This window comes from Pseudomonas sp. R84 (assembly GCF_009834515.1).
In the GTDB taxonomy this organism is placed as follows: domain Bacteria; phylum Pseudomonadota; class Gammaproteobacteria; order Pseudomonadales; family Pseudomonadaceae; genus Aquipseudomonas.
In genome coordinates, this window is record NZ_CP019426.1 from 4,171,355 (window position 1) to 4,196,639 (window position 25,285).

Sequence of the window (25,285 nt, forward strand, 5' to 3'; positions counted from 1 at the left end):
GGGCCTCAGCGGTTGGCGTCGGAGTGCGTCATGGCGGTGTAGAACAGCCAGGACACCAACAGGATGATCAGGAAGTACACCAGCGAAAACGCCGCTGCCGGACCGAGGTCGAATTGCCCTACGGCCATCTGGGTCAACGTCTGACTCAAGAAGGTCGTGGCGTTACCCGGCCCGCCGCCGGTGAGCACGAACGGCTCGGTGTAGATCATGAAACTGTCCATGAAGCGCAGCATCACCGCGATCAGCAGCACGCTCTTCAGCTTGGGCAACTGAATGTGCCTGAACACCGCCCAGGCTGAGGCCCGATCGATGCGCGCCGCTTGGTAATACACGTCGGGAATCGCGCGCAAACCGGAGAAGCACAGCAGCGCCACCAATGAAGTCCAGTGCCAGACGTCCATCACCAGCACCGTCACCCAGGCGTCCATGGTGTTGGCCGCGTAGTTGTAGCTGATGCCCATTGCGTTGAGGCTGGAACCGAGCAGACCAATGTCGGCACGGCCGAAAATCTGCCAGATGGTGCCGACCACGTTCCATGGGATCAGCAGCGGAATCGCCAGAATGATCAGCACCACCGACGACCAGCGACCCTTGGTCGGCATGGTCAGCGCGACGGCAATGCCCAAAGGAATTTCGATCAGCAACACGCAGGCCGAGTAGATGAACTGACGCAGCAATGAATCGTGCAGACGTGGATCGAGCAGCACTTGTTTGTACCAGTCAGCGCCGACAAAGTAGCGGCTGGACTGGTCGAAGATGTCCTGCACCGAATAGTTGACCACGGTCATCATCGGGATCACCGCACTGAACGCCACCAGCAGGAACACCGGCAACACCAGCCACCAGGCCTTGTTGTTCTGCACCTTGTTCATGGCTGCACCTCATCGTCGGCTTCGAGCAGAAACTCATCGGCATAGACCATCAGCCACTGCGCCGGGAAACTGATGTACGCGATGCCCTGTGGCACCGGTTTGTCTTCCGCCAAACGTACTTTCAACGGTGCGCCGTCGAGGTCGAGGGTCATGATCTTGTAGGTGCCGAGGTCTTCGACGTGTACGACCCTGGCCTGCATCGCGTCATCAAACGGCTCGTCCCACACATGAATAAACTCCGGGCGGATGCCGACCTTCAGATTCTTCCACTGACCGTGTTCGATATGGCGCTGCATGGCGTCGGACAGCGGCAGGTGCGTCGAGGCGAAACCGACGCCACCGGGTTGCGGCTGCACGTCGATCAGGTTCATCCCGGGGCTGCCGATGAAATAGCCGACAAAGGTGTGGCTCGGCCGCTCGAACAATTCCCGTGGTGTGCCGAACTGGACGATCTGACCGCCGTACATCACCGCAATCTTGTCGGCGAAGGTCGAGGCCTCCAGTTGATCGTGGGTGACGTAGACCATGGTGATGTTGAACTGCTCGTGGATCTGCTTGAGCTTGCGTCGCAATTTCCATTTCAGGTGCGGGTCGATCACCGTCAGCGGTTCGTCGAAGAGGATCGCCGAAACGTCGTCGCGGACCAGACCCCGGCCCATCGAGACTTTCTGTTTTTCGTCAGCGGTGAGGTTGCGCGCCTTCTTGCTCAGGAGGTTTTGCAGGTCGAGGACTTCGGCAATTTCCTGCACCTTGCTGTGCACTTTCGCCTCGGCCATGCCCTGATTTCGCAGGGGGAAAGCGAGGTTGTCGAACACGGTCATGGTGTCGTACACCACCGGAAACTGGAAAACCTGGGCGATGTTGCGCTTCTCCGGCGTCAGGTCGTTGACCGCTTTGCCGTCGAACAACACATGGCCCTGCGAGGGGCTGAGCAGTCCGGAGATGATGTTGAGCAAAGTCGACTTGCCGCAACCCGATGGCCCGAGCAAGGCATAGGCGCCGCCCTGCTCCCAGACGTGATCCATCTCGCGGATCGCATAGTCCTCGGCGCCGCTCGGGGTTTTGCTGTAGCTGTGGGCGAGGTGCTGCAAACGGATTTCGGCCATCAGGCAACCCTCGCGACACGCCGGCCCGGTGCTTGCACCAGACGGCCCTGCGCATCGAAAACAAACAGTTTGTGGGTCGGGATATAGATGCGGATCGGCGCATCGACGTCGTATTCATGAACGCCGGGCAAGTGCAGCACCAGCAGGAAATGCTCGTTGCGCACATGCAGGAAGGTTTCCGAGCCGCTGATCTCGGCGACTTCGACAGTGACGGCCAGTTCGAGGTCGTCATCGTTGCTCGGCACCAGCGAGATGTGGCTGGGGCGCACGCCGAAGCGGAACTCGCCCTCGCCCACCGGGCGCAGATCGACGTTCAACGGGAAGTGCACAAAATTGGCGAAACTGACTTCGTTGCCGGCGATGCGCCCGGGCATCAGGTTGATCGGTGGCTCGGAGAATAATTCGGCAGCGAGCACGGTTTGCGGCTGGTGATACACCGAGGTCGACGGGCCACTTTGAATCACCCGGCCCTCGTGAAGAATCGTCGTGGTGCCGCCGAGTGCCAGCGCTTCGTTGGGTTCGGTGGTGGCATAAATGGCGATGGTGTGGCGCGCCTTGAACAGCTCGCGCATTTCCTGACGCAATTCTTCGCGCAGTTTGTAGTCGAGGTTGACCAGCGGCTCATCGAAGAGGATCAGCTCGGCATCCTTGACCAGTGCGCGGGCCATGGCGGTGCGTTGCTGTTGGCCGCCGGACAGCTCCAGCGGATAGCGTTGCAGAAACTTCTCGATGCGCAGCATCTTCGCGGTTTCTTGCACTTTGCTGTGGATGATCTCTTTCGAGACACCGGCCTGACGCAGTGGCGAGGCGATGTTCTCGAACACGGTCATGGTCGGGTAATTGATGAACTGCTGATAGACCATCGACACGTTGCGCAACCGCACCGGGCGCTGGGTGACGTCGACGCCGTTCATCAGGATGCGGCCGCTGTCCGGTTTGTCCAGACCGGCCATTAAACGCATGAGGCTGGTTTTGCCGGACAGGGTGCGGCCGAGCAAAACGTTGAACGAACCGGGTTCGAATTTCAGGCACGCATCGTCGATCCAGGTCTGGCCCTCGACGGTGCGGCTGACGTGCTCCAGGGTGAGTGACATGGCTCGGCCTTTTTATTATTGGAGTCAAGCGACCTGTGCACGGGAGCGAGTTTCGTGCCAGAAATGGCAAGTGGTTGATTTGGCGTGAAAATCGTTGAAACAGTGGGGAACAGGCGTTCATTGCTGAACACATTTGAACAGTCGGGCGATTGACAATGAACAATAGTGAACAACACTCTATGAACGCTTTTTGCCCGATCTCGTAAACACGGAAGATCCATTGTAGGAGTGAGCCTGCTCGCGATAGCGGTGTGTCAGTCGATGCAAACATGTCTGACACACCGCTATCGCGAGCAGGCTCACTCCTACAGGGGATCTGTGCAGGTTTCGAAGATCGGGTTCATAACAACAATAAAAATCGCTGCATCAGAGGCCCACTGCCATGGCCGCACCTGCCCCGCCGCTGTCCCACGACGCGATCGTCCAGACTTCCTGGCAACGTTGCCGCGCGTTCGGTCTCGACCACCAAAGCACGCCGGCCTTCGATCAACTGCCCGCCGCTAGCATCGCGCAGCTGCTCGACAGTCATCATTCGCTGGTGCAGACCACGCACCAGGAAGTCCTGCCCTATTACGAAAACATCCTCAGCAACTCCAACTGCCTGATCATGCTCGCCGACAATCAGGGCCAGGTCCTGACCTCGTGGGGCACGCAACGCTTTATCGAGCCGAATCTGGCGCGGGGGTTTCAGGCCGGTGCGAGTTGGGTCGAGCGCACCAGCGGCACCAACGCGATCGGCACGGCGCTGGCGTGTGAACAAGCGGTGCACATCGAACACGATGAACACTTTCTCAAGGCCAACCGTTTCATGACCGGTTCCGCCGCGCCGATTTTCGACGCCGAGCGCAAAGTCATCGCGGTGCTTGATGTGTCCAGCGACAGCTATCTGCCGCCCTCGCACACTTTGGGCATGGTCAAGATGATGAGCCAGACCGTGGAGAACCGGCTGATCCTCAACCTGTTCCATGGCCAGCACTTTCAACTTACCTTCAACACCGGGTTGAACAACCTCGACAGTCAGTGGGCGGGGTTGTTGATTTTCGATGAGAGTGGGCAGGTGTTGTCGGCCAACCGCCGGGCGGACAATCTGCTCGGTGTGCGTTTGTCGCGGGTAAGCGTTGAGAGCCTGTTCAAAGTGTCGCTGCTGGAGTTGATCAACCAGCCGGACGGGTTGCCGTTTGCCTTGCAGACGTCCGGGCGTAACCGTTTTCAGTGTTTGTTGAAGCGGCCGAAGCAGGCGTCGGTTCAGCCGCGCGTTTTTGCTGCTGAACCTAAAACCGCCGCGCCCACTGCCATCAGTCTCAACACCCTGCACTTCGGCGACAGTCGCGTGGAAAAAGCCGTGCGTCAGGCTGAGCGGTTACTGGAGAAAGACATTCCGCTGCTGATCCATGGCGAAACCGGGGTCGGCAAGGAAGTTTTCGTCAAAGCCCTGCATCAGGCCAGTTCACGTAGCAAACAGGCGTTCATTGCCGTCAACTGCGCGGCGATCCCCGCCGAACTTGTCGAATCCGAGTTATTTGGCTACGAGAAAGGTGCGTTCACCGGCGCGAATCAGAAAGGCAGTATCGGGCTGATTCGCAAGGCGGATAAAGGCACGCTGTTTCTCGACGAGATTGGCGATATGCCATTGCCGACTCAGGCGCGGTTGTTGCGGGTGTTGCAGGAGCGTTGCGTGCAACCGGTGGGCAGTAGCGAGTTGTTCCCGGTGGATTTGCGGATTATCTCGGCGACTAACCGTTCCTTGCGCGAACAAGTGCAATTGGGACGGTTTCGTGAGGATTTGTATTACCGCATTGGTGGACTGACGCTGGAGCTGCCGCCGCTGCGGGAGCGCAGTGATAAGGAGGCGTTGTTCAAGCGGTTGTGGGAGCAGCATCGTGAACCGACGCAGTGGGCGGGGTTGAGCCAGGAGGTGCTGGAGTTGTTCAGCCGTCATCCTTGGCCGGGGAATTTGCGTCAGGTGAGTAGCGTGATGCAGGTGGCGTTGGCGATGGCTGAGGAGCAGCCGGTGAGGCTTGAGCATTTGCCGGATGATTTTTTTGTTGATCTGGAGATGGAGCCGGTGGAGAGCGCGGCGCCGTTGGCGGTTGATTTGAATGATGTGGAGGCGTTGAACCGGGAGTTGAAGGCTTCCGGGGGGAATATTTCGCATTTGGCTCGGCGGTTGGGGGTGAGTCGGAATACGCTTTATAAGCGGTTGCGGCAGATTGAAGGTTGAGTGAATCCCGTTCCCCTCACCCCAGCCCTCTCCCCCAGGAGAGGGAGCCGACCGAGGTGTCTGGCGCTGGACATCGACCTGAAAAAACCAGTCGATTATGGATTCAGAGCATCACGTTCAAGTCGGTGTATCTCTCGAACATCCCCCATTCAGTCCCCTCTCCTGGGGGAGAGGGCTAGGGTGAGGGCGAAAATTCCGGCTCAACATGCGCAACCGAAGCCGCCTCCAATGTGCGCAGCCCCACCAGTACAACAACCACCATCATGATCCCAGCGCCAATCGCCACACCGAACCCGGCCCGTGCACCCCAGCCATCAATGACCAACCCCGCGAGCATGCCGCCCAGCGCAACGCCGATGCTGATACCCGTGGTCATCCACGTCAGCCCTTCGGTGATCCGCGATGGCGGGATGATGATCGTTCCCAGCTTCATGACCACGACCATCGTTGGCGCAAACGAAATCCCGGCAATAAACAGCGTCGCTGACAGGACATAAACGTCCGCTGCAAAAATCGGCAACACGCCGGTGAACGCCGTGACCAGGATCCCGATCAGGAACTGTTTTTCGATCGCCAGCGAAACCCTCATTGCACCGAAGGTCAGGCCCGCGACCAGTGAGCCAAACGCATAGGCGGCGAGGATGAAGGTTGCGGAGGCTGGCCAGCCTTGCGCATTGGCGAACGCCACGACGGCGACATCGATTGCTCCGCCAATGACCCCCATCGCCAACAACGCGAGGACAATGGTGCGAACGCCGGGAATCAGCAGAGTTGAACCACTGTGGCTGGCGTGGCCCACGACAACTTTAGGTTCAGTCTGGCGTTGCAGGAGAAACGCCGTCACCCCGAAGGCCAACAGCCCGACTGCAACCAGTGGCCCGGCTTCGGCAAAGAAACTCACGCTCAAACCGATCGCCAGTGGCGGGCCGACGATGTAGGCCATTTCGGTGAGGACCGTGTCCAGCGAGAACGCCGTGTGCAACTGCGGCTTGCCCCGGAACAATTGCGTCCACCGCGCACGGATCATCGACGGCATGCTCGGCATCGTCCCCGCCAATGCCGCCAGAACAAACAGCAGTGCGGCAGGTGCGCGCAAGTAGACGGCGGTGATCAGCGCCAGCAGCATGGCAATGCTGAACGCCGTGACGACGGGCAGCACGCGGCTCTGGCCATGTTGATCGACCAGTCTGGAGATGTACGGGCCGAGCAGTGCATTGGCCAGGGTGAACGTCCCGGCGACGGTGCCGGCCAGCCAGTACACACCGGTTTGCTGGACCAGCATGGTGATGATGCCGATGCCGATCATTGCTTGCGGTAATCGCGCGATAGAGCTCGCGAGCACTAACCCCGTGGCACCTGGGGTTGTCAGCAGTTCGCGATAGTGATTAGCCATGGTGTCTCCATTCCATAATCGTCGCCGCTCAGCATCCGGCTGAACGCGTTGCCGACATCAAGACCTACGCGAACGTCAAAAGCAACCCTCACCCCAGCCCTCTCCCAGAGGGAGAGGGAGCTGACCGAGGTGTCTGGCGTTGTGCATCGACCTGAAAAAACCAGTCGATTATGGATTCGAAGCAGGTTCAAGTCGGCGTATCTCTTTGACACGCACCCCTCACCCCAGCCCTCTCCCGGAGGTAGAGGGAGCTGACCGAGGTGTCTGGCGTTGTGCATCGACCTGAAAAAACCGAGTTGATTATGGATTCGGCAAACATCGCTCAGGTCGGCGTATTTCTTGAGCATCCCCCATTTAGTCCCCTCTCCCTCTGGGAGAGGGTTAGGGTGAGGGGCTCTTCTTCGCAGCCAAACAAAAACCCGCACACGGCGGGTTTTGTTGATCGTTCCCACGCTCCGCGTGGGAATGCAGCCCGGGACGCTCCGCGTCCCTGATCTCAATCAGCCAGACGCCAGGTAGTCCCACCCTTGCCGTCTTCCAGCACAACGCCCATCGCCGTGAGCTGATCACGAATCCGATCCGACTCAGCCCAATCCTTACCCGCACGTGCCGCCAGACGCGCCGCAATCAGCGCATCAACCTCAGCCGCATCGACACGCCCTTCAGCGCCCGCCTGCAGGAAGTCATCCGCCTCCAGCTGCAACACACCCAGCACACTCGCCAGCTCTTTCAGACGCGCCGCCAGACCTGCCGCCGCATCAAGATCGCTCTCACGCAGACGGTTGATCTCACGCACCATCTCGAACAGCACCGCGCAGGCTTCCGGCGTGCCGAAGTCGTCGTTCATCACCGTGGTGAAACGCTCGACGAAGGCTTCGCCGCCAGCCGGCGCTACAGTCGGCAGGCCTTTCAACGCGTGGTAGAAACGCTCGAGTGCGCCTTTGGCGTCCTTGAGGTTGTCTTCCGAGTAGTTGATCGCGCTGCGGTAGTGGCTCGACACCAGCAGGTAACGCACGACTTCCGGGTGGTACTTTTCCAGCACGTCGCGAATGGTGAAGAAGTTGTTCAAGGACTTGGACATCTTCTCGCCATTGATGCGAATCATGCCGCAATGCATCCACGCGTTGGCGTAGGTCTTGCCGGTGGCCGCTTCGCTCTGGGCGATTTCGTTTTCGTGGTGCGGGAACTCCAGATCGCTGCCGCCGCCATGAATGTCGAAAGTCTCGCCGAGGCAGCAGGTAGACATCACCGAGCATTCGATGTGCCAGCCCGGACGCCCGGCGCCCCATGGCGATTCCCAGCTCGGCTCACCCGGTTTGGCGGCTTTCCACAGCACGAAGTCGAGCGGGTCCTGTTTCGACTCGTCAACTTCGATCCGCGCGCCGATGCGCAGGTCTTCAATCTTCTTGCGCGACAGCTTGCCGTAGCCCATGAAGTTGGCGACGCGGTAGTACACGTCGCCATTGCCCGGGGCGTAGGCGTAACCCTTGTCGATCAAGGTCTGGATCATGGCGTGCATGCCCGGAATGTGATCCGTGGCGCGCGGTTCCATGTCCGGCTTCTTGATGTTCAGGCGCGCTTCGTCTTCGTGCATCGCGGCGATCATGCGCTCGGTCAACGCTTCGAACGACTCACCGTTCTCGTTGGCGCGGTTGATGATCTTGTCGTCGATGTCGGTGATATTGCGCACGTAGGTCAGGTCGTAACCGCTGAACCGCAACCAGCGGGTCACCAGGTCGAACGCGACCATGCTGCGGCCGTGGCCAAGGTGGCAGTAGTCGTACACGGTCATCCCGCAGACGTACATGCGCACCTTGTTGCCATCGAGCGGCTTGAAGACTTCTTTGCTCTTGGTGAGCGTGTTGTAGATCGTTAGCACGTTATTTCCCTTGACGCTGAATCACTGGCCCCACGAATCACGCAGGGTCACGGTACGGTTGAATACCGGCTGACCTGGTTTCGAGTCCTTCAAATCAGCGACGAAGTAGCCTTCGCGCTCGAACTGGAAACGGTCTTCCGGCTGTGCAGTGCCAAGCGATGGCTCGGCACGACAACCGGTGAGTACCTGCAGCGAATCAGGGTTGATGTTGTCGAGGAAACTCGCGCTGTCTTCGGCCTTCTCAGGGTTCGGAGAGCGGAACAGACGATCGTACAGACGCACTTCGCACTCGACGCTGGCGGCAGCCGGCACCCAGTGGATCACGCCTTTGACCTTGCGGCCTTCAGGGTTCTTGCCCAGGGTTTCCGGATCGTACGAGCAACGCAGTTCGACGATGTTGCCGTCGGCGTCCTTGATCGCTTCGTCGGCACGGATCACGTAGCTGCCGCGCAGACGCACTTCACCGGCCGGTTCCAGGCGCTTGTAGCCCTTCGGCGGCTCTTCCATGAAGTCGTCACGGTCGATGTAGATTTCCCGAGCGAATGGCAGCGCGCGCACGCCCATGTCTTCTTTCGGGTGGCGCGGCAGTTCGAGGTTTTCGACCTGGCCTTCCGGGTAGTTGGTGATGACGACTTTCAGCGGACGCAGCACGCACATGGCGCGCGGTGCGGTGTGGTCGAGGTCGTCACGGATGCTGAATTCGAGCATGCCGAAGTCGACCACGCCGTCGGAACGGTTGGTGCCGACCATTTCGCAGAAGTTGCGGATCGATTTCGGCGTGTAGCCACGGCGGCGGAAGCCCGACAGCGTGGACATGCGCGGATCGTCCCAGCCATGCACGTGCTTTTCATCGACCAGCTGTTTGAGCTTGCGCTTGCTGGTGATGGTGTAGTTGAGGTTCAGACGGCTGAACTCGTACTGACGCGGGTGCGCAGGCACTGGCAATGCGTCGAGGAACCACTCGTACAGCGGACGATGGCTTTCGAACTCGAGGGTGCAGATCGAGTGGGTGATGCCTTCGATGGCGTCCGACTGACCGTGGGTGAAGTCGTAGTTCGGATAGATGCACCACTTGTCGCCGGTCTGGTGGTGATGCGCGTGGCGAATGCGATACATGATCGGGTCGCGCAGGTTCATGTTCGGCGAAGCCATGTCGATCTTCGCGCGCAGCACGCGGGCGCCGTCCGGGAATTCACCGGCGCGCATCCGGGCGAACCAGTCGAGGTTCTCTTCAACCGAACGGTCGCGGAACGGGCTGTTCTTGCCCGGCTCGGTCAGGCTGCCACGGTATTCCTTGGCTTGCTCTGGGGTCAGGTCGTCAACGTAGGCCTTGCCGGCCTTGATCAGCTCGACGGCCCAGTCGTGCAACTGGTCAAAATACTGTGAGGCGTAGCGCACTTCGCCGGACCATTCGAAGCCCAGCCATTTGACGTCGCTTTCGATCGCGTCGATGTATTCCTGGTCTTCCTTGGCCGGGTTGGTGTCGTCGAAACGCAAGTGCGTAACGCCGCCGAACTCCTGGGCCAGGCCGAAGTTCACGCAGATCGACTTGGCGTGACCGATGTGCAGGTAGCCGTTGGGCTCAGGCGGGAAACGGGTAACGATCTGGGTGTGCTTGCCCGAGTCCAGGTCTGCCTGGATGATCGGCCGCAGGAAATTGACCGGCACGGCAGGGCCGGACTTGGCATTCGAGGTAGGGTCGACAGTGGGCTTGCTCATAGGATCCTTGACTTACATGTGCGCGGCCGCAGAGGGGGCCAGACAAAACAAAGCCGCTATCATAGCCGATGCTGTCAAGGGGCTGACAGAGCACGGCCTATAAAGGAGCGCATTTAATCGCAGGGATTTGGAAAAACAGCCTCGAAATTCGCGCCTGTCACGCTAAACTGCGCACCTTGGCCCACGGGCTGAACCGGTAACGGGCGCAAATGTCCCATTGCCCACGAATTCCTTATAAAGAGTAGCGATCATGACTCAAGTTAAATTGACCACCAATCATGGCGACATCGTCATCGAACTGAACGCTGAAAAGGCGCCGATCACCGTCGCCAACTTCATCGAGTACGTCAACGCCGGTCACTACGAAAACACCGTTTTCCACCGCGTCATCGGTAACTTCATGATCCAGGGCGGCGGTTTCGAGCCAGGCATGAAGGAAAAGAAAGACAAGCGTCCAAGCATCCAGAACGAAGCCGACAACGGTCTTTCCAACGAGAAATACACCGTTGCCATGGCCCGCACCATGGAGCCGCATTCGGCGTCCGCGCAGTTCTTCATCAACGTTGCCGACAACACTTTCCTTAACCACAGCGGCAAGAACGTGCAAGGCTGGGGCTACGCAGTATTCGGTAAAGTGACCGCCGGTACCGACGTTGTCGACAAGATCAAAGGCGTGTCGACCACTTCCAAGGCCGGCCACCAGGACGTACCAGCAGACGACGTGATCATCGAGAAAGCCGAGATCATCGAAGCGTGATATTGCTGATTTCAGACTTGCATCTGGAAGAGGAGCGCCCGGACATTACCCGGGCGTTTCTGGATTTGCTCGCCGGACGCGCCCGCTCGGCGAGTGCGTTGTACATTCTTGGCGACTTCTTCGAAGCGTGGATTGGCGACGACGCCATGACGCCTTTCCAGCGTTCCATCTGCCAGGCCCTGCGCGAATTGAGCGACAGCGGCACGGCGATTTTTCTGATGCACGGCAATCGCGACTTCATGCTCGGCAAGGCCTTCTGCAAGCAGGCCGGCTGTACGTTGTTGAAGGACCCGAGTGTCGTGCAGTTTTACGGCGAGCCGGTGCTGTTGATGCACGGCGACAGCCTGTGCACCCGCGATGTCGGCTATATGAAGCTGCGGCGTTATCTGCGCAATCCGGTCACGCTGTTTATCCTGCGCAATCTGCCCTTGAGCAGCCGCCACAAACTGGCGCGCAAGTTGCGCAGCGAGAGCAAGGCGCAGACGCGGATGAAGGCTAATGACATTGTCGATGTCACGCCGGAGGAGATTCCGCGAATCATGCAGGAATATGGCGTGAAAACCCTGATTCACGGACACACTCACCGCCCGGCGATTCACAAGTTGCAGCTCGGTGAGCAAGCGGCGAAGCGGATTGTGCTGGGGGATTGGGATCGTCAGGGGTGGGCGTTGCAGGTGGATGAGAGCGGCTACGCGTTGGCGCCGTTCGACTTCGCCCCGCCGCTGGCTTTGCCGCACGGCTGAAGATCGTTACCCCCTCACCCCAGCCCTCTCCCCCTGGGGGGCGAGGGGGAAAGGGAGCTGACCGCATGCAGTTCAAAACCTGAGTTCAACTCGGTATCGCAAGTCGGTGTACCTCAAACAGTCAACTCGGTCAGTCCCCTCTCCCTCCGGGAGAGGGCTAGGGTGAGGGGCTCTTGACCTTAATGCCCGGAAGCAGCAGGCCCTGCCTTCGCGGCAAACGGCGGCTTCGCCAGCCACACAATCAGAATCAAACCCATAAAACCCCAGCCCAACAGCGTGAAGTAATCCACGGTGGAGAGCATGTACGCCTGGCTCGTCAAAATCTGATCCATCTGCGCATACGCCGACTGGCTCGCCCCGCCCAAATGATTCAAAGTCTCGCGCGTCGCCGGCTCAAAGGTACTGATGCTCTCACTCATATACGCATGATGCTGATCGGCCCGACGAATCCAGATCCACGTGGTCAGCGATGCCGCAAAGCTACCGCCCAGCGTCCGCAAGAATGTGGCAAGACCGGCACCATCGGCAATCTGGCTCGGCGGCAGGTCCGACATGAGGATGCTCAAGGTCGGCATAAAGAACAGCGCCACACCAATACCCATGAACAACTGCACCAGCGCGATGTGCTGGAAATCGACTTCATTGGTGAATCCCGCCCGCATGAAGCAACTCAGACCAATCGCCAGAAACGCCAGCCCGGCCAGCAAGCGCAGGTCGAACTTGTTCGCGTACTTGCCGACAAACGGCGACAGCAGCACCGGCAGAATGCCGATCGGCGCCACGGCCAAGCCGGCCCAGGTCGCGGTGTAACCCATCTGCGTCTGCAACCATTGCGGGAGGATTAGGTTGATGCCGAAGAATCCGGCGTAACCCAGCACCAACACCAGCGTGCCGATGCGGAAGTTGCGATAGGCAAACAGCCGCAGATTCACCACCGGATGCTGGTCGGTCATTTCCCAGATGACAAACACCGCCAGCGCGATCACCGAAATCGCCGCGCCGATGATGATGAAGTTCGACTCAAACCAATCCAGGTCATTGCCTTTGTCGAGGATCACCTGCAACGCGCCGACGCCAATGATCAGCGTGATCAGGCCGACGTAATCCATCGGTTGACGGCTGGTTTCCACCGGACGTTTGGCCAGTTGCGAACGCACCACCATCACCGCAAAAATCCCGATCGGCACGTTGATGAAGAAGATCCACGGCCAGCTGTAGCTGTCGGTAATCCAGCCACCGAGAATCGGCCCGGCAATCGGCGCGACCACCGTGACCATCGCCAGTAACGCCAGGGCCATGCCTCGCCTGGCGGGCGGATAGACGGCGATCAACAGGGTTTGTGTCATCGGGTACAGCGGCCCGGCCACCAGACCTTGCAGCACGCGAAAGCCAATCAGTTCCGGCATCGACGTGGAGATACCGCAGAGAAACGAGGCCAGCACAAACAGAATGGCGGCCCAGAGAAACAGCTTCACCTCGCCGAAACGGCGGCTGAGCCAACCGGTCAGCGGCAGCGCAATCGCGTTGCTCACGGCGAACGAGGTAATCACCCAAGTGCCCTGCTCCGAACTCACCCCGAGGTTGCCGGATATGGTCGGCAGCGCCACGTTGGCGATGGTGGTGTCGAGCACTTGCATGAACGTCGCCAGCGACAGGCCGATGGTGCTGAGCAACAGGCTGGGCGGCGTGAAAGAGGCGTTATTGCTCATTGTGAATCCTATGAAACCTGATGGTCGCCGCAGCCCTGTAGGAGTGAGCCTGCTCGCGATAGCGGTGTGTCAGACCCAATTTCCTCGACAGATACACCGTTATCGCGAGCAGGCTCACTCCTACAAGGTCAGTGCAGGTCAGCGTTGCGCGGTTTTGCTCACCGCAGCGCTGTTGTCGTGGATCAGCTGCGCAATCATCGCGTCGGCTTCGGCCAGTTGGCGGTCGTAGACGTTGGTGCTGAACGACGCTTTCTGCGGTGGCTGCTGTGCGAGCACCGGGCCGCTCTGGTCATGCAGATTCACTTCAACGTTGGTCGACAGGCCAACGCGCAGCGGATGCTTGGCCAGTTCTTCGGCGTTGATGTGGATACGCACCGGCACTCGCTGGACGATCTTGATCCAGTTGCCGGTGGCGTTCTGCGCTGGCAGCAAGGCAAACGCACTACCGGTGCCGGCGCCGAGGCTGTCGACGGTGCCGCTGTATTTCACGTCGCTGCCGTAGATATCGGATTCGATATCGACCGGCTGACCGATGCGCATGTCACGCAGTTGGGTTTCTTTGAAATTGGCGTCGATCCACAGCTGATCCAGCGGAATCACCGCCATCAACGCCGTGCCCGGCTGCACACGCTGACCGAGTTGCACGGTGCGCTTGGCCACGTAACCGGTAACCGGCGCGATCAAGGTGCTGCGGGCATTGGTCAGGTACGCCTGACGCAGGTCGGCAGCGGCCGACATCACGTCTGGATGCGACGAGACCACGGTGTCATCGACCAGTGCGCTGGTGGTTTTCAGTTGCTGTTTGGCGTTGGCCAGGGCGTTTTGCGCCGAGGTCAGGTCGTCGCGAGCGTGGGACAGTTCTTCCTGGGAAATCGCCCCGCCCTGCGCGAGGTTTTTCCGGCGGTTGTAGTTGTCCTGGGCTTTCTGCACTTCGGCCTGTTGCGCATTGACCTGGGCTTTCATGCCATCAACGTTGCTGTACAAGCCGCGCACCTGACGCACAGTGCGCGCCAGTTTCGCCTGGGCGCTTTGCAGACCGACTTCGGCATCGTTGGGGTCGAAGTTGATCAGCACCTGACCTTCGTGAACCAGATCACCATCGTCAGCACCGATGCTGACCACCGTGCCGGTGACCAACGGGGTGATTTCCACAACGTTGCCGTTGACGTAGGCGTCGTCGGTGCTTTCGTTAAAGCGCCCGATGAACTCGTGATACGCCCAGACGCCGGCGCAGGCGAGTGCAACGACAACGGCCAGCACCAGCAGCATGACTTTGCGTTTGCGCGGGTTGCCGGTGTCCGGGGTGTTGCCTTGAGCTTGGGTGTTTTCGGCAGTGGCCATGACAAGTACCTTGAATTAGTTGTGCGGCGTGGCTGGAGTGGCGTTGGCTGCGGTCAGGGTTTGCCCCTGGAAGCCGCCGCCCAGCGCTTGCATCAGTTGAATCGACAGGTCGATCTGCTCGGCATTGAAGTTGGCCAGTTGACGCTGGGCCTGCAGCAATTGCTGCTCAATGCTGAGCACGTCCAGGTAGTTGCCGATGCCGGAACCGTAACGCTGGACGACGGTGTTGTAAGAATCCTGAGCAATGTCGGTGGCGTGTTGCTGCGCACCGATCTGCCGGCCGATGTCACGCAACTGGTTGATCGTGTCACTGACATCGCCCAGGGCTTTCACCAGACTTTTGTTGTACTGCGCCACCGCCAGATCGTAATCGGCGTCACGCGCATCGAGGTTGGCGCGCAGGCGTCCGCCGTCGAAGATCGGCACCGAAATGGTCGGGGCAATATTGAAGAAGCGACTGGCGGAACCGAACATCGCATCACCCAACAAGGATTCGGCACCGGCCGAAGCCGTGAGATTCAAGTTGGGATAGAAGCGGGTTTTCGCCGAGTCGATGTCTTTGCTCGCCGCTTCGACGCGCCAGCGCGCAGCGACCAGATCCGGGCGACGACCGAGCAATTCCGCTGGCAATACCGACGGCACGGCGACAGCGCTGGCTTGCAGGACTTTCGGTCGGGCGATTTCGTTGCCGCGATCCGGGCCTTTGCCGAGCAGTACGGCCAAGGCGATCTTGGCGCTGTTCAGGCGTTTTTCTGCGTCGATCAGGCTGGCTTCGGAACTGGCTTCCAGACTTTGCGTTTGCTGAAACTGGTACTGGCTATCGATCCCTGAACTCAGGCGACGCTGGCTCAAATCGAGCATCTGCCTGGTGCGCTTGAGGTCTTCATTCGCGAGGTCATAAACGATGTGCGCCTGACCGAGATCGCTGTAGGCACGAGCGACATCGGCAGCAAGCGTCAACTGCGCAGCCTGACGATCAACTTCAGCGGCGCGGGCCTGACCGAGTGCGGCTTCCCAGGCATCACGCTGACCGCCCCACAGGTCGAAGTTGTAATTGAAACCGGCGCTGACGTTCCGCACGGTGGCGTAGGCATCGCCCTGCCCTCGCGGGTCTTGATCCTTGGCCAGACGCGAACGGCTGATGCCGGCGCTGGCGTCGAGGGTCGGATAACGTTCGGCATCGGCGGCATACGCGGCGGCGCTGGCCTGATGGGCGCGCGCTGCGGCGATCTGCATGTCCGGGCTGTCGTGCAGCGCTTCACGAATCAGACCGTCGAGTTGCGGATCGCCAAGGCTGGTCCACCAATCGCTTTTCGGCCATGCGGCTGGCGACAGGGTCACGCCGTTGAGGGATTGGCCGACTTTCAGGCTTTTCGCATCAAGGCTTTTGCCTTGAGTGTCGAGGCCACTGTAGTTGGCGCAACCGGCGAGGATCATCGCCGACAGCACCAGCGTCAGGCTGCTGCGCAAGGTTTTACCGCTCATTGTGTTCACCTAAGCGCTGGATGGTGATCGGGTCACCGGCTGCCAGCAGAATTTTCTTGAGGATGTATTCCAGGGTCTTCAACTCGTCCGGAGTGACGGCGCCGGCCAGTTCATTCATCGCATCGGCGCCGATGTGCGGCAGGCGATCGGCCAGTTGCTGGCCTTGCTCGGTCAGCTTGAGTTGCACCTGACGGCGATCGCCTTCGCTGCGCTGGCGAGCCAGAAAACCTTTCTGCTCCAGACGATCGAGCATGCGCGTCATCGAACCGCTGTCCAGCGACAAGTGCCGGCACAGTTCGGCCGGGGTATCGACGCCGAACTGGGCCATGATGATCAACACCTTGAACTGCGCGGCGGTGATTCCGTGGGGTTCCATGTGGGTGTCGATGATCCGGTCCTTGAGCAGCGCAGCACGGCCAAGCAACAGGCCGAGATGGCAATGTTTGAATTCGTCCGGGGTGAAATGCTTCATTTGCTCACCTAATAACTGCCTAGGCAGTGAATGTATGTCGAGATGTTACTGCCTAGGCAGCGAATGTCAACGCAATAGTTAGGAGGCTTGGTAGTTAGTTGACCAGTGGAGTGGGTTTTTGTGTTGCATGGGCGACCGCATTCTAGGAATCGCCTGATGTCCAGGCTCGAGTGCCGTGGCTAACGTACGCCGCTCATCGGCCGACACGTAAAGCCCTACTAATGAAGCGTTTCAAACTCCACCGCCCGCTCCTGCTCTCTATCGCAGTCACTCTGTTTGCCTGCGCTTCGAACGCGATGGCCGGCAGTTGTGTGGTAGTCGACTCAAAACTCGACACGCTCAACTTCGGCGCCAGCCTGGCCAGTTCAACCCTGACCATTCCTGCCGACACACCCAATGGCACCGTGGTTTATCAGGACACCGTGCAGTCGACCGCTCACATCTGGAGCTGCTCAAAGACGTCCATGTTCGGCATTCTGATGAATCCGAAGTTAGGCACCGCCAGCGGTACGGAAACTCTTTTTCCGTTAGGCAAAAGCGGGCTTTCCTACCGGGTCTGGTTTGCCGCGCTAGACCGCTACCAATCAGCGCCGCAGGCCATCGCGCCCAACACCAGCTATGGCTTCGGTGCAAACTCGGTGCGCCTGGAAATCGTCAAGACCGGCGAGCTGGCGTCGAAAGTCAACATCGATGCGGGGTATCTGGGCAGCCTGCAGGACGATGATCTGATCCTGAAAAAACTCAACCTGATGAACCCCATCGTACTGAACGCCGCCTCCTGCGAGACACCTTCCGTCCCGGTGGCCATGGGCGACGATTATCAACTTCATGAATTTCGCGAAGCCGGCGCCAAGCCGCGCACGGTGCGCTTCGATATCGCCCTGAACCAATGCCAGACCGGCATCAAGAAAGTCACCTATTCGCTCAAGGCCAACACGCCAGTGATCGACGCGACCAAGGGCATCGTCGCACTGAATGCCGGGTCCACCGCCAAAGGCATCGGCCTGCAAGTGATGAATGAAGCGGGCCAGCCGATCGCTTTCGACACGACCTACCCGTTCGATGCTTTCAACACCACCGGGCTCAACTTCAAGATCCCGTTGTCAGCCGCTTATTACCGCCTGGGCAATGAAGAACTCAGCGCGGGCAGCGCCAATACCGAAGTGACTTTCATCGTCAATTACTTGTGAAGTCTTTAAGAATCGTCTGATTTTCGCCGCCCCCGGCCACCCCTACTGTGCCGGCATGCGATTGAAGAATTACCTCCACCAGATCAGCCCGGTCCTGTCCACGCCCCATGCTGCGCGACGTTTGTTGCGCATTTTTGCGTGGGTGTTGCTGGTGGGCATCCTCGGTGGCGTGTACAGCTTTCTGCTGTTCACCTTCAACAATGAGATCTCCCAGCGGCGCAGCTACATGAGCAGCGCCATTGCCGAGGCGCATACGTTTTTCACTACGCGCGAGGCGCTGCTGGAAAGCCTGAGTTTGTCGGCGACTCGGCAGACTGCGTTAAGCGCGCCGCTGTCCGAAGAGGAAATTCGACTGTTGCTCGGACAACCCCCGGGCAAGCAATGGAGCATCTGGCTGACCCAGCGCATGCGCGACTACCTGCAGGCGCGCAAACTGAACCTGCTCTACGTCAGCAGCGGCGCCAAGGTGCAGGTCTGGCGTCTGTACAACACGACGCCCATGGCCGGCGATTTTCCGCGTGCGATGCTTGATCGCCTGGAAACCCTCAAGCGTGACAACACCAGCGCCCTCAAAGAAATCTGGCTGACCCACAATTCGCAAGGGCACTCGCAGCTGTACATTTTTATTCGTCTGGATGATCGCGACCTCGATTCCGGCTGGCTCGGTCTGGAAATGGACGACCGCGAAGTCTCCAGCGCATTGAGCGACCATAGCGCCGGCGAGTTCACCATGTTCAACTCGCAAGGCATGCCACTCTTCAGCAACAGCCACAAGCCGCCGCCCGGGCAGGATCTGCCGCTGTTGCGCCAACAGGATTTCTTCGGCTTCGTCGGAGACGGCTGGCTGCCCGAGCAATTGGTGTTGCGCAAACAGCTGAAATCGTCGGACTGGCAGTTGACCTATTCCATCGACTTGCTCGCAGTGTTGTGGGCGTTGTGGCCACAGATGCTTGGCGCGCTGGCCTTCTGCGTGGCCAGTATCAGCTTGGTCTGGCTGCTGATCCGGCGTCTGGAACATCGCTTCATCATGCCGACCCTGCAACGCATTCAAGCGTTGGTCGAAAGTGAGCTGTTCAGCCGCGACGTGATCCAGACCGCGCCAGTGGCGCTCTGCGTATTACGCCGCAGCGATGCTCAAGTGGTGCTGGAAAATACCCTCGCGCAGCAATGGCTGGGCGCCTGCAGCGAACAACTCGGCCCCGGCTGGATCCGGGCTGCATTCGCGGAAAACGCGCCATGCCTGACCGACTACTTCGAGACCGCCGACGGTCGCCACCTGTACCTGAGCTGCGCGCCGACCCGCTACAAGGGCGAAGACGTGTTGCTTTGCGCCTTCAGCGACATCAGCGCACGCCGACAGATCGAAGCGGCGCTGGAGCAGGCGCGCCAGTCGGCCGATGCCGCCAACGAAGCGAAAACCCTGTTTCTGGCGACCATGAGCCACGAAATCCGCACGCCGCTGTATGGCGTGCTCGGCACTCTGGAGTTGCTCGCTCGGACCCGGCTCGACGCTCAGCAGAAAGGTTACTTGCGAGCGATCGAAGGATCGTCGGCGACCCTGCTGCAATTGATCTGCGACGTGCTCGATGTGTCGAAAATCGAGGCCGGGCAATTGGCGCTGGAACTGAGTGATTTTTCCGTCGTGGCGCTCGCCCAAGAAGCCGTTCAAGGATACGCGGCGGCGGCACAGAGCAAAGGCTTGCAGCTGTACGCCTGCTTTGACCCGCAATTGCCCGACAGCTTGATCGGCGATGTCAGTCGCTTACGGCAGATCCTCAATAATCTGTTGAGTAACGCGGTCAAATTCACCGATTCCGGGCGCGTGGTGTTGCGGGTCAAAGTGCTGACCCGCGAAGGCGAACGCGTTTGCGTGCAATGGCAGGTCTCGGACACCGGGCGCGGGATTGCCCACGCGGATCAGGCCTTCATCTTCGAACCGTTCTACCAGACCCAAGGCAACAGCCATGAGGTTGCCGGTACCGGGCTGGGCCTGCCGATTTGCCTGCGCCTGACCCATCTGATGGATGGCACCCTGCGCATGGTCAGCGAGCCGGGGCTGGGCAGCAGTTTTTCCCTGACCTTGCCGCTGGAGCAGCGCTCGGGTAATGCGCAGCCTGAGGGCAAGGCGAAGCTCGCGGCCGATACCGTTTACGTGGTGTCGCCAGTGCGCGAGCTGGCCGAAAGCCTCGCTGGCTGGTTGCGCCGCTGGGGCGCTCTGCCGCATATCGGCGCACCGGCCAGCCACGACGGTGCCGACGATGGCGTGTTGCTTGAGTTGTGGCCTGCGCCGATGGAACAGCGCCGAGAACTGCGCTGGGCAGGGCCACGTATTCTGGCGAGCGGCGATGGCGCGTGGGAGTCGCTGAGCAAAGGCGACGGCTGGCTCGTCAACCTGAACGATCTGGCCGCGATCCGCCAGGCGGTGTGCCAAGCGCAGGGCGGTCCCGTCATCGAGCATCAACACCCCGCTCAAACCCAGGTGCTGGCGGCGTTACACCTGCACATCCTCGTCGCCGAAGACAATGCGATCAACCAACTGATCCTGCGTGACCAATTGCAGGAACTGGGCTGCACGGTGACGTTGGCCAGCGATGGCGAAGAAGCCTTGTCACTCTGGCAGGACGACAGCTTCGATGTCGTCCTGACTGACGTGAACATGCCACATCTCAACGGCTACGAACTGGCCAAGGCCCTGCGACACCTGGGCTGCACCACGCCGATCATCGGCGCCACCGCCAACGCCCTGCGCGGTGAAGAGGCGTTGTGCCTGGCCGCCGGCATGAATCACTGCCTGATCAAACCTTTCACGTTGCGAGCCTTGTCGACCGCACTGGCTCCCTACCAACGAGTCGCCGATGAAGTCCTCTAGCCTACTGATTGTCGAAGATCACCCATTTCAGCATCTGTACTTGCAGAACCTGTTCAATGCGCTGGGCGTGTTCGATCTGGAATTTGCCCGGGACGGCGAAGAAGCCCTGCACCGCCTGCAAAATCGCGAATTCGATCTGGTGCTTACCGATCTGTTGATGCCGGGCATGGACGGCGTGCAGTTCATTCAGGGCCTCGCGATGCAGAAATCGCGCCCGGCACTGGCGATCATGAGCGCCGCCTCGCGGCGCATGCTGATGGGTGCGAGCCTGGTGGCGAGCAATCTGCAGGTGAAGGTCATCGGGCTGATTTCCAAACCGGTCAACAGCGCGGCATTGCACTGCCTGATCGAGCAGTTGCAGGCGTTGCGTCAGGACGCGCCTGTTGCCGCGCATACCGGTATTGATCGGCAGAGCATTTTGCGCGCGCTGGACAACGGTGAGCTGCAAGCCTGGTTTCAACCCAAGAAGGCGCTGGACAATGGCCGCATCGTCGCCGCCGAAGCACTGGTGCGCTGGGTGCACCCCGAACATGGCATGTTGTTACCGGGGTTATTTCTGCCGGTGCTGATCGCCCACGACCTTGAAGAACATCTGCTCTGGCGCATGCTGGAACAGGCGATTGCCGCCCAGGCAATATGGCGCCAGCAAGGCTATGACATTCCGGTGTCGATCAATCTGCCCACGCACTTGCTCAACAGCCACGACCTGCCCGATCGCATCCTCGCCTTTGTCCTGCAACACAACGGTCTGCCGGCGCGGATCTGTTTCGAGCTGATGGAATGCTCGGTGCCCGACGACATCAGCAATTTCTACGCCGGAGCCTGTCGCTTGCGGATCAAGGGTTTCGGCTTGTCTCAGGATGATTTCGGCAAAGGCTACAGCGCCTACATGAACCTGGTGTCGGCGCCGTTTACCGAGCTGAAAATCGACCGTGCACTGGTCCAGGGTTGCAACAGCAACGCCGAACTGGCGCAAGCGCTGACCAGCATCGTCACCCTGGGTCGGCAACTGGGCCTGACGGTGGTGGCCGAAGGCGTGGAAACCGCGCAAGAACTTGCTCTGTTGCGTAAGATCGACTGCACTCAGGTTCAGGGTTTCCTGATTTCCCACGCAGTGTCTTCGGAGCAGTTCCAGCAGTTGCTCAGCCACGACGGCCCGGCGAATGTCTGGTGACCGGCACAATGCAGTGGACAATCACCACTTGCCATCGAGGCCATCCATGTTCACTCGCGTAATCACTTTCTTTGACCGGGCGTGTTGATGCCGCATCCCAATGCCTTGCTGGAAAAACTCGCCAGCAGTTCACTGCGCCTGAACAAGGGCTTGCTGATCCTCGGCGCGCTGGTTTTGCTGTTGCTGGGCATCAGCTATCTCGGCGTGCAGCGCATGGTCGAAGAACAGCGCGATACCATGCAGTTCCACTTCGCCCGGCTGATGGAAAACATTCGCGAGCAGGAAGCGTTTCTCGGCGATATCTCACGGGCCAGCGACAAGGGCGAGTACTTCCCGGAAACCGTGGCGCCGCCGGTGGTGCAAAAGCGTTTGCCCGAAGAAGGGCCGAACATTTATGAAGGCCGTGGGCTGCCGTTCTCGCTGCCATTCAGCGTCAAGATCGACCCCGAGCGAATCGCTCCCAGCCAACACCCCAAGGTGTTTGCCCTCGGCAGCTATCTGGCAGCGTATTACAGCGCCTTCTGGGCGGCCTCGCATTACCAGTCGCCGCAGGTGATCCTGCTCAACGGCCCGGACAATTTCGATATCGCCGTGCCCGCCGCCGGTCGTCTGCGAGGTGCGGGGCCAACGCAAATCAGCACCTTCGTCGAGATCATGACCCAGAAGAATCTGCAACGGCGCGCGCAGACTTCAGCGCAAGTGCAGTGGGCGCCCTACCCGTTCGCTGCGGACGACAACGTGACGCCGAGCCTGCTCGCTTATGTACGGATCAACCTGAGCAAACCGACGCTGACCATTGAAGGGGCGAATTCCTGGGTAGTGCTCGGCTCGCTGCTGAAGCTCTCGCAAGTCAACAATATCGAGCGTTTGATGAAATGGTCGATCTACGATGACTTCACCCTGATCACGCCCAGCGGCACAGTGTTGATCGGCGAACTCAAGCCTGATCGGGTGCTCAATGAAGGCGCAAACCTGACCCGCGACGGTCTGGTGTTCAAGCTGAGCAGCCCCGGTGAACGGCACTGGACGGCGATCTATGTGATCAGCGTGCAGAGTTTTCTCGATTACGCATTATGGCCATTGCTGTGTCTGCTGGGCTTGGTGCTGGTAGTGCTCGGCAGTGGCCGAGCGCTGAATCGCTGGTACGCGCAACGGGTGATTTTGCCCGCACAAAGTGCCCACGCAAGCATCGCCGAAAGTGAAGCGTTCAGCCGTGCGGTCATCGATACCGCACCGACCGGCCTGTGCGTGATCAGCCGTCGTGATCATCAGGTCTTGCTGGAAAACCAGCGCGCCCAGCAATGGCACGACACCCAGGAATTGATCAGCCTGCTCGAACAACAAGGCGCGACCGGCCATGGCCACGCGGAGCTTGAGATCGACGGCCGGCATTTGCACGTGGCCTTCATCGCCACCCGTTATCAGGGCCAGGACGCGTGGCTGTGTGCGCTGCACGATGTCACCCGCCATGTCGAAGATGCAGCGGCACTGGAAGTCGCCCGTCAGGCGGCCGATTCGGCCAATCAGGCAAAAAGCCGTTTTCTGGCAACCATGAGCCATGAAATCCGCACGCCGCTGTATGGCGTGCTCGGCACCCTGGAACTGCTTGGCCTGACCGATCTCGCGCCGCGTCAGCAGGCCTATCTGGAAACCATTCAGCGCTCGTCCGCCAGCCTGTTCAAACTGATCAGCGACGTGCTGGATGTGTCGAAAATCGAGGCCGGGCAGATGAACCTTGAGCTTCAGCCGTTCTGCCCGCTGGAGCTGACCGAAGACGTGGTGCGCAGCTACGGCGCGTTTGCCCGAGGCAAAGGTCTGCAACTGTACGCCTGCATTGATGCGGCATTGCCGGATCAACTGCTCGGTGATGCGCAACGCATTCGCCAGATCCTCAACAACCTGCTGAGCAACGCGATCAAGTTCACCGATAACGGGCGCGTTGTGGTGCGCGTTGTGGTGCTGCAAAGCACTGGCGGCCGCGCCGAGGTGCAGTGGCAGGTCAGCGATTCCGGCGTGGGTATTTCCCAGGCACAGCAAGAGCAATTGTTCGACCCTTTCTATCAAGTCAATGAAGCCGATAGTCATGCCGGTGCGGGTCTCGGTCTGGCCATTTGCAAATGGCTGTGCGAGTTGATGCATGGCGAGTTGAATGTGGTCAGCGAACCGGGCCTGGGCAGTCGCTTCAACCTGCAACTGGCGCTGGATTGCGCGCCGGGCAGGCTCGCCGATTGCCCGGCCTTCGAGGCCGGCAGCGCCGCCGTTTACGTGCGCGCACCGGTCGCCGAACTGGCGCAGCATCTGCTCGGCTGGCTGCACCGCTTTGGTCTGGATTGCCGTCTGGTGACGCACGAGTTGCCGTCGTCTTCCGCGCTGCTGGTGGATCTTGCGCCGCTGACCCACGCCACGGTTTTCGATGGCCAGCGAATCGTCGCAATACCGGGCGGCCCCAACCCGGCACAGATCAGCGGCAGCGGCTGGCAGGTCGATGCCGACGATGTGCGCGCGATTGGCTGGGCGATCGCGCTGGCAAGGCACGACGCCCATCAGCGGCGCGTACCCGAGCAGCAGGAAAATACCCGAGCACTGAACCTGCGCGTGCTGGTGGCCGAGGATAATGTGATCAACGCAGCGGTCATCCAGGAACAACTGGAGGCACTAGGCTGCTCGGTGGTTGTCACTACCAACGGCGAACAGGCGCTGGAGCGATGGGCGCCGGGGCGCTTCGATATGCTGCTGACCGACGTCAACATGCCGATCATGAACGGCTATGAGCTGACCACAGCCTTGCGCGAACAGGATGCAACGCTGCCGATCATCGGTGTTACCGCCAACGCCTTGCGCGAAGAAGGCGAACGCTGCGCCGCTGTGGGTATGAACGCATGGTTGGTCAAACCGCTGAACCTGGCGACGCTGCGCGCGCAACTGCAAAGCCACTGCCAGATTCCGATCGCGCAGGTCGCTGACATCCCGCCAGCGCTATCGCCGAAGATGCGCGAGCTGTTTGTCTCGACACTGCACAAGGATATTCAGACCACCCTCAGCGCGCTGGATGCCGCCGACGCCAACAGCGTCGCGCAGCAACTGCACAGCATGGCCGGTGCGTTGGGTGCGGTGCAGGTCGAGGCGCTGGCCCAAGCTTTCGTTGCACTGGAATGCCGCCTGACCGGCATGTCGGTGACTCCCGCGCTGGCCGTAGAGGTTCGTCAACAACTGGCGCGCCTGACTGACCTGCTCGACGCCCTTGAATAATTTCACTCTGGA

At 60.0% G+C, this 25,285-nt stretch carries 17 protein-coding genes; 7 read left to right on the forward strand and 10 right to left on the reverse strand.

The genetic code is table 11. The features are described 5' to 3' along the window. Nucleotides 1-5: 5 nt before the first annotated feature. From PspR84_RS18410 to PspR84_RS18420, 3 genes are read right to left on the reverse strand one after another with little or no spacing between them, the layout of a single operon-like run. Entirely contained in the window at nucleotides 6-872 is an 867-nt protein-coding gene (locus tag PspR84_RS18410) for a sugar ABC transporter permease (protein ID WP_007912484.1), read from the reverse strand. Beyond that, on the reverse strand, nucleotides 869-1,978 hold the full coding sequence (locus PspR84_RS18415) for an ABC transporter ATP-binding protein (protein WP_137219214.1): 1,110 nt from the start codon (nucleotides 1,976-1,978) through the stop codon (nucleotides 869-871). Before PspR84_RS18415 ends, PspR84_RS18410 begins: the two co-directional genes overlap by 4 nt. Further along, complete coding sequence (locus PspR84_RS18420; protein ID WP_007912480.1) at nucleotides 1,978-3,072, reverse strand: ABC transporter ATP-binding protein; 1,095 nt, start codon at nucleotides 3,070-3,072, stop codon at nucleotides 1,978-1,980. The genes PspR84_RS18415 and PspR84_RS18420 overlap by 1 nt, the downstream gene beginning before the upstream one ends. Before the next feature lie 382 nt (nucleotides 3,073-3,454). Between PspR84_RS18420 and PspR84_RS18425 the strand changes: the two genes are divergently transcribed. Next, nucleotides 3,455-5,293: a sigma-54-dependent Fis family transcriptional regulator gene (locus PspR84_RS18425; RefSeq protein ID WP_160058639.1), complete on the forward strand. Its 1,839-nt coding sequence runs from the start codon at nucleotides 3,455-3,457 to the stop codon at nucleotides 5,291-5,293. A gap of 175 nt (nucleotides 5,294-5,468) precedes the next feature. Here the strand turns inward: PspR84_RS18425 and PspR84_RS18430 are convergent, their stop codons facing one another. From PspR84_RS18430 to PspR84_RS18440, 3 genes are all read right to left on the reverse strand, one after another. After that, nucleotides 5,469-6,686 (reverse strand): MFS transporter, encoded by a 1,218-nt coding sequence (locus PspR84_RS18430; protein ID WP_160058640.1) that lies wholly within the window; start codon nucleotides 6,684-6,686, stop codon nucleotides 5,469-5,471. 496 nt (nucleotides 6,687-7,182) lie between these two features. Then, nucleotides 7,183-8,565 (reverse strand): cysteine--tRNA ligase, encoded by a 1,383-nt coding sequence (cysS, locus tag PspR84_RS18435; protein ID WP_160058641.1) that lies wholly within the window; start codon nucleotides 8,563-8,565, stop codon nucleotides 7,183-7,185. Nucleotides 8,566-8,586: 21 nt separating this feature from the next. Further along, nucleotides 8,587-10,284 (reverse strand): glutamine--tRNA ligase/YqeY domain fusion protein, encoded by a 1,698-nt coding sequence (locus tag PspR84_RS18440; protein WP_160058642.1) that lies wholly within the window; start codon nucleotides 10,282-10,284, stop codon nucleotides 8,587-8,589. A gap of 250 nt (nucleotides 10,285-10,534) precedes the next feature. Between PspR84_RS18440 and PspR84_RS18445 the strand changes: the two genes are divergently transcribed. Together PspR84_RS18445 and lpxH are read left to right on the forward strand one after the other, a co-directional pair. Then, nucleotides 10,535-11,041: a peptidylprolyl isomerase gene (locus tag PspR84_RS18445; RefSeq protein WP_095118204.1), complete on the forward strand. Its 507-nt coding sequence runs from the start codon at nucleotides 10,535-10,537 to the stop codon at nucleotides 11,039-11,041. Further along, the gene (gene lpxH, locus PspR84_RS18450) at nucleotides 11,038-11,784 is read left to right on the forward strand and encodes a UDP-2,3-diacylglucosamine diphosphatase (protein WP_160058643.1); all 747 of its coding nucleotides are present in this window, start codon (nucleotides 11,038-11,040) and stop codon (nucleotides 11,782-11,784) included. The genes PspR84_RS18445 and lpxH overlap by 4 nt, the downstream gene beginning before the upstream one ends. A 179-nt stretch (nucleotides 11,785-11,963) precedes the next feature. Here lpxH and PspR84_RS18455 read toward each other — a convergent pair whose 3' ends face one another. From PspR84_RS18455 to PspR84_RS18470, 4 genes are all read right to left on the reverse strand, one after another. After that, entirely contained in the window at nucleotides 11,964-13,493 is a 1,530-nt protein-coding gene (locus PspR84_RS18455; RefSeq protein WP_160058644.1) for a DHA2 family efflux MFS transporter permease subunit, read from the reverse strand. A 138-nt stretch (nucleotides 13,494-13,631) separates the two neighbouring features. Next, complete coding sequence (locus tag PspR84_RS18460) at nucleotides 13,632-14,834, reverse strand: HlyD family efflux transporter periplasmic adaptor subunit (RefSeq protein WP_008082123.1); 1,203 nt, start codon at nucleotides 14,832-14,834, stop codon at nucleotides 13,632-13,634. Between the two features lie 15 nt (nucleotides 14,835-14,849). Beyond that, nucleotides 14,850-16,319: an efflux transporter outer membrane subunit gene (locus tag PspR84_RS18465; protein ID WP_160058645.1), complete on the reverse strand. Its 1,470-nt coding sequence runs from the start codon at nucleotides 16,317-16,319 to the stop codon at nucleotides 14,850-14,852. Continuing rightward, a complete protein-coding gene (locus PspR84_RS18470) occupies nucleotides 16,309-16,791 on the reverse strand; it encodes a MarR family transcriptional regulator (RefSeq protein ID WP_077573642.1) in 483 nt (160 codons plus the stop codon). The genes PspR84_RS18465 and PspR84_RS18470 overlap by 11 nt, the downstream gene beginning before the upstream one ends. A gap of 221 nt (nucleotides 16,792-17,012) precedes the next feature. Between PspR84_RS18470 and PspR84_RS18475 the strand changes: the two genes are divergently transcribed. From PspR84_RS18475 to PspR84_RS18490, 4 genes are all read left to right on the forward strand, one after another. Then, nucleotides 17,013-17,981, forward strand: a complete 969-nt coding sequence (locus PspR84_RS18475) for a fimbrial protein (RefSeq protein WP_150774795.1) — start codon at nucleotides 17,013-17,015, stop codon at nucleotides 17,979-17,981. Between the two features lie 55 nt (nucleotides 17,982-18,036). Beyond that, the gene (locus PspR84_RS18480) at nucleotides 18,037-20,850 is read left to right on the forward strand and encodes an ATP-binding protein (protein ID WP_116030160.1); all 2,814 of its coding nucleotides are present in this window, start codon (nucleotides 18,037-18,039) and stop codon (nucleotides 20,848-20,850) included. Then, complete coding sequence (locus PspR84_RS18485; protein ID WP_116030161.1) at nucleotides 20,837-22,024, forward strand: EAL domain-containing response regulator; 1,188 nt, start codon at nucleotides 20,837-20,839, stop codon at nucleotides 22,022-22,024. Before PspR84_RS18480 ends, PspR84_RS18485 begins: the two co-directional genes overlap by 14 nt. Before the next feature lie 87 nt (nucleotides 22,025-22,111). Then, the gene (locus tag PspR84_RS18490) at nucleotides 22,112-25,273 is read left to right on the forward strand and encodes a hybrid sensor histidine kinase/response regulator (RefSeq protein WP_160040989.1); all 3,162 of its coding nucleotides are present in this window, start codon (nucleotides 22,112-22,114) and stop codon (nucleotides 25,271-25,273) included. Nucleotides 25,274-25,285 lie beyond the last annotated feature (12 nt).

What these genes read in the sequence shown, in the direction of transcription:
- PspR84_RS18465 (WP_160058645.1), bottom strand. Translation starts at nt 16,319, where the DNA reads ATGAGCGGTAAAACCTTGCGCAGCAGCCTGACGCTGGTGCTGTCGGCG.
- PspR84_RS18425 (WP_160058639.1), top strand. Translation starts at nt 3,455, where the DNA reads ATGGCCGCACCTGCCCCGCCGCTGTCCCACGACGCGATCGTCCAGACT.
- PspR84_RS18455 (WP_160058644.1), bottom strand. Translation starts at nt 13,493, where the DNA reads ATGAGCAATAACGCCTCTTTCACGCCGCCCAGCCTGTTGCTCAGCACC.
- PspR84_RS18440 (WP_160058642.1), bottom strand. Translation starts at nt 10,284, where the DNA reads ATGAGCAAGCCCACTGTCGACCCTACCTCGAATGCCAAGTCCGGCCCT.
- PspR84_RS18460 (WP_008082123.1), bottom strand. Translation starts at nt 14,834, where the DNA reads ATGGCCACTGCCGAAAACACCCAAGCTCAAGGCAACACCCCGGACACC.
- PspR84_RS18480 (WP_116030160.1), top strand. Translation starts at nt 18,037, where the DNA reads ATGCGATTGAAGAATTACCTCCACCAGATCAGCCCGGTCCTGTCCACG.
- PspR84_RS18410 (WP_007912484.1), bottom strand. Translation starts at nt 872, where the DNA reads ATGAACAAGGTGCAGAACAACAAGGCCTGGTGGCTGGTGTTGCCGGTG.
- PspR84_RS18475 (WP_150774795.1), top strand. Translation starts at nt 17,013, where the DNA reads ATGAAGCGTTTCAAACTCCACCGCCCGCTCCTGCTCTCTATCGCAGTC.
- PspR84_RS18430 (WP_160058640.1), bottom strand. Translation starts at nt 6,686, where the DNA reads ATGGCTAATCACTATCGCGAACTGCTGACAACCCCAGGTGCCACGGGG.
- PspR84_RS18490 (WP_160040989.1), top strand. Translation starts at nt 22,112, where the DNA reads ATGCCGCATCCCAATGCCTTGCTGGAAAAACTCGCCAGCAGTTCACTG.
- PspR84_RS18470 (WP_077573642.1), bottom strand. Translation starts at nt 16,791, where the DNA reads ATGAAGCATTTCACCCCGGACGAATTCAAACATTGCCATCTCGGCCTG.
- PspR84_RS18415 (WP_137219214.1), bottom strand. Translation starts at nt 1,978, where the DNA reads ATGGCCGAAATCCGTTTGCAGCACCTCGCCCACAGCTACAGCAAAACC.
- PspR84_RS18485 (WP_116030161.1), top strand. Translation starts at nt 20,837, where the DNA reads ATGAAGTCCTCTAGCCTACTGATTGTCGAAGATCACCCATTTCAGCAT.
- PspR84_RS18420 (WP_007912480.1), bottom strand. Translation starts at nt 3,072, where the DNA reads ATGTCACTCACCCTGGAGCACGTCAGCCGCACCGTCGAGGGCCAGACC.
- PspR84_RS18445 (WP_095118204.1), top strand. Translation starts at nt 10,535, where the DNA reads ATGACTCAAGTTAAATTGACCACCAATCATGGCGACATCGTCATCGAA.